This is a genomic window from Streptomyces sp. NPDC050743 (assembly GCF_044456925.1).
Taxonomy (GTDB): domain Bacteria; phylum Actinomycetota; class Actinomycetes; order Streptomycetales; family Streptomycetaceae; genus Streptomyces.
In genome coordinates this window covers 1-3471 of record NZ_JBITGJ010000262.1, presented here as the reverse complement: position 1 = coordinate 3471, position 3471 = coordinate 1, and the positions used below count along the sequence as shown (strand labels likewise).

Annotated in this window: 3 protein-coding genes and 1 pseudogene; 2 read left to right on the top strand and 2 right to left on the bottom strand. The window is 65.4% G+C overall.

The features are described 5' to 3' along the window. Positions 1-443 precede the first annotated feature (443 nt). Together ACIBJF_RS52640 and ACIBJF_RS52635 are read left to right on the top strand one after the other, a co-directional pair. Positions 444-914 (top strand): hypothetical protein, encoded by a 471-nt coding sequence (locus ACIBJF_RS52640; protein ID WP_399184997.1) that lies wholly within the window; start codon positions 444-446, stop codon positions 912-914. A gap of 148 nt (positions 915-1062) precedes the next feature. After that, a complete protein-coding gene (locus ACIBJF_RS52635) occupies positions 1063-2199 on the top strand; it encodes a HoxN/HupN/NixA family nickel/cobalt transporter (protein WP_399184996.1) in 1137 nt (378 codons plus the stop codon). A 93-nt stretch (positions 2200-2292) separates the two neighbouring features. Here the strand turns inward: ACIBJF_RS52635 and ACIBJF_RS52630 are convergent, their stop codons facing one another. Next, positions 2293-2916 carry a malonic semialdehyde reductase gene (locus tag ACIBJF_RS52630; protein ID WP_399184995.1) on the bottom strand — a complete coding sequence of 208 codons (624 nt, stop codon included), beginning with the start codon at positions 2914-2916 and terminating at the stop codon, positions 2293-2295. Between the two features lie 63 nt (positions 2917-2979). Then, positions 2980-3471, bottom strand: a pseudogene (locus tag ACIBJF_RS52625) (acetoacetate--CoA ligase); the annotation flags it as partial.

The window sequence follows — 3471 nt, the reverse complement described above, 5'->3', positions numbered from 1 at the left end:
AGCGTAGCGGTCATGGTTTCCTCCAATAGCACTTATGCGTGAATGCGGTGGCATCTACGGCATCTGCGGATGGTCGCGGGTTCTGTGCTTTCGCGCCCCCCCCTGTGAGACAGATTGACTCACAACCTCTCTATGAGTCAACTTGTCTCACTGTGAACTGGATCACAGGCCCTTCCAACGCCCCGTCGAGGCCTCCCCATTCGGGGCCGCCGACTCCGGCGCTCGACAGCTCCATACATCGTATGGTACGAATTGTCTTGCTTCCATACACTGTATGGAAACTGCGCAGTGCCGCCGTATCTGTGGCCTGCGTCGAACGTCGGCCGCAGTCGGCCCTCACAAGGGGTTAATCACGCCGTTGCGGCCTCGACTACCGATGGCGCATCCATCACTCGCACCAGCAATCGCTGGGGAGCGGACTGCGCCCGCCTGAAGGGAAAATCATGAGGAAGCTCACGAAGCGCTTCGCTCTCACTGTCGCCTCCACCGCGGTCGCGGGTGGAGCCGTTCTCGGTGCCGGTGGCACCGCCTCTGCCGCGACGCCTGTGTCCGAGCATGTCCAGCGCTCAGCGGTGAGTATCAAGACCGACGGCCACCGCTGGGACCGCGATGTCTCCTACCGGCACGGCCACGAGTACAAGTACTGCCGGGACGACTACCGCGGCCGACAGCGCAACATCGGGGACAGGTACACCTATTGGGACCGGTACGACCGTCACGTTCGCTACTGCAGCTGGGACGACGAGTACCGCGGTTGGAAGCACAACAGGAACTACCGGTACGACCGCGAGTCGAACCGGTACGACTACGACTGGAACCGGTACGACCGCAACTCGTATCGGAACGACCACGGCTCCTTTCGGAACGACGGCGACTGGAACCGCTACGACCACGACGGGAACCGAAACCGGTGACACGGGCGCCGCTTGCGCCGCGTGCTCAGCCGGGCCCGTGGCTTGAACGCGCTTGAGGCGCCCGCTGGACGGGAGCGGGCTCAATTGGCCCCTTCTCGCCTACCGGGCGCCTCACGGCCTGTCCCGTAGAAACGAAGGAAGACCACGCATGACAGCCGCACGCACGGCTACCAGCAGATCCACTTCCCGCTGGCGCCACATATCCGGCTCGATGAGCCGCGCCGAGTGGGGCCGCGTCGCCGGAATGGGCGTCTTCATCATCGGACTCCACGTCATCGGGTGGTTCACGCTGGTCGCGATCGTGGCGCCGGAGCACTACAGCCTGGGCACCAAGGGTTTCGGAATCGGCATTGGAGTGAGTGCCTACACCCTCGGCATGCGGCACGCCTTCGACGCCGACCACATCGCGGCGATCGACAACACCACTCGGAAACTGATGGAGGAGGGCCGACGTCCCTTGTCGGTCGGCTTCTGGTTCTCCCTGGGGCACTCCAGCATCGTGTTCTTCCTGGCGCTCTTGCTCTCCCTAGGCATCAAAGCCCTCGCCGGACCGGTACGGGACGACAACTCCGAGCTGCACCACGTCACCCAGCTGATCGGTACGACCGTCTCCGGGACGTTCCTCTACATCATCGCCATCATCAACAGCATCATCCTGGCGGGTATCTGGGCAGTGTTCCGGCAGATGCGCTCGGGCCACTTCGACGAGGCCGCGCTGGAGCAGCAGCTCAACAATCGTGGCCTCATGAACCGCCTGCTGGGACGCGTGATGAAGTCGATCACCAGGCCTTGGCAGATGTATCCACTCGGCCTTCTGTTCGGTCTCGGCTTCGATACCGCCACCGAGGTCGCCCTGCTGGTGCTGGCAGGCTCTGGAGCGGCATCCGGGCTGCCCTGGTACGCCATTCTCTGCCTGCCGGTACTCTTCGCGGCCGGCATGAGTCTGCTGGACACCATCGATGGTTGTTTCATGAACTTCGCCTACGGCTGGGCCTTTTCCAAGCCAGTGCGCAAGGTCTACTACAACCTCGTCATCACTGGTCTGTCCGTCGCCGTCGCGCTGATCATCGGCACTGCCGAGCTGCTGGGCCTGCTCGCCGACAAGGCCGGCCTTCATGGCGCGTTCTGGGACTGGGTCGGCGGCCTGGACCTCAACATCATCGGTTTCGTCATCGTCGGCCTCTTCTTCGCCACGTGGGGTACTGCGCTGGCCGTGTGGAAGTTCGGGCGGATCGAGGAGAAGTGGACTGCTGGGCTGCGGCCGGCCGAGCAGCAGGCCGACTGACTGCGGTAATGCCCCTCCCCCATCGCCCGCCCGTGCCGCTCCTGGCGGCACGGGCGGGCGCAGCTGCAACGGTGCTGGGGACCGGCCGGGTCGTCAGGCCCAGGCGACGGCGTCCTCAACGGGGACGCGGGGCAGCCTCGGGAACCACGGGTCGGCACCGGGATGACCGATGTTGACCACCAGATGTGAACGCCAGCTGGTACCCGTGAAGAACTCATCGTCCACGCCGGCCCTGTCGAAGCCCGCCATGGGGCCGGCCGCGAGGCCCGCCGCGCGCACCGCGAGAAGGAAAACCCCTGTCTGCAGTGCGGAGTTGTAGCCCGCGATGCTTTCGCGCTTCTCGGTCTGGTCGGCGAACGCCGCTCGCAGCATCTCGCCGCGGGCCGGGAAGACGGTCGGCATCTGGTCGTGGAAGTCGACGTCGTACGCGAGGATCGCCACGGCCGGCGCACTGAGGGTCTTGGCCCTGTTGCCCTCGTCGAGATGCCGGACCAGTCGCTCCTTGCCCTCACGGGTGCGCACGAAGAGGACACGCAGAGGCTGGCCGTTGGCTGCGCTCGGCGACCAGCGGGCGAGCTCCCAGATCGTGGCGAGTTCGTCGTCCGTGACAGCCGTAGCGGCGAAGGTGTTTGCGGTGCGGGCTTCGGTGAAGAGGATCTTTCGCCCGGCATCGTCAAGGACATCGAGGGGCTGTTGTTCGCGGTCGGTGATGCTCACGGTTTCTCTCTTGCTTCGGTGTGGGGATGGTGTGGTGTCGGGGCAGGGTCTCCGCTCCGACGGTCAGGTGTGGTCTGTCGACCGCTTCTTGCGCTCCGCCCCCAACCGGGCGAAGTAGGCGATCAGTTCGGGGTTGTCGACGGCTCCGGGGTTGAGGACCTGCTCGGCGGCAGCGCCTTGAAGGAGCCGCTTGACGGGAACCTCGAGCTTCTTGCCGGTCTTCGTGTGAGGCAGGGCCGGCACGGCGAGGATCTCGTCGGGGACGTGGCGGGGTGAGGCGCCGGCGCGGATCGCGTCGCGGATCTTCTCGCACAGGGACTCGTCCAGACCGACCCCGTCGGCGAGGACCACGAAGAGCGGCATCCAGTAACTGCCGTCGGGTTCTTCCGCGCCGATGACGAGGGCCTCGGCGATCTCGGGGAGGTGTTCGACGATGTCGTGGATGTCGGCGCTGCCCAGACGTACGCCGTTGCGGTTGAGGGTGGCGTCGGAGCGTCCGTGCACGATCACCGAGCCGTGCGAGGTGAGGGTGATCCAGTCCCCGTGCCGCCACAC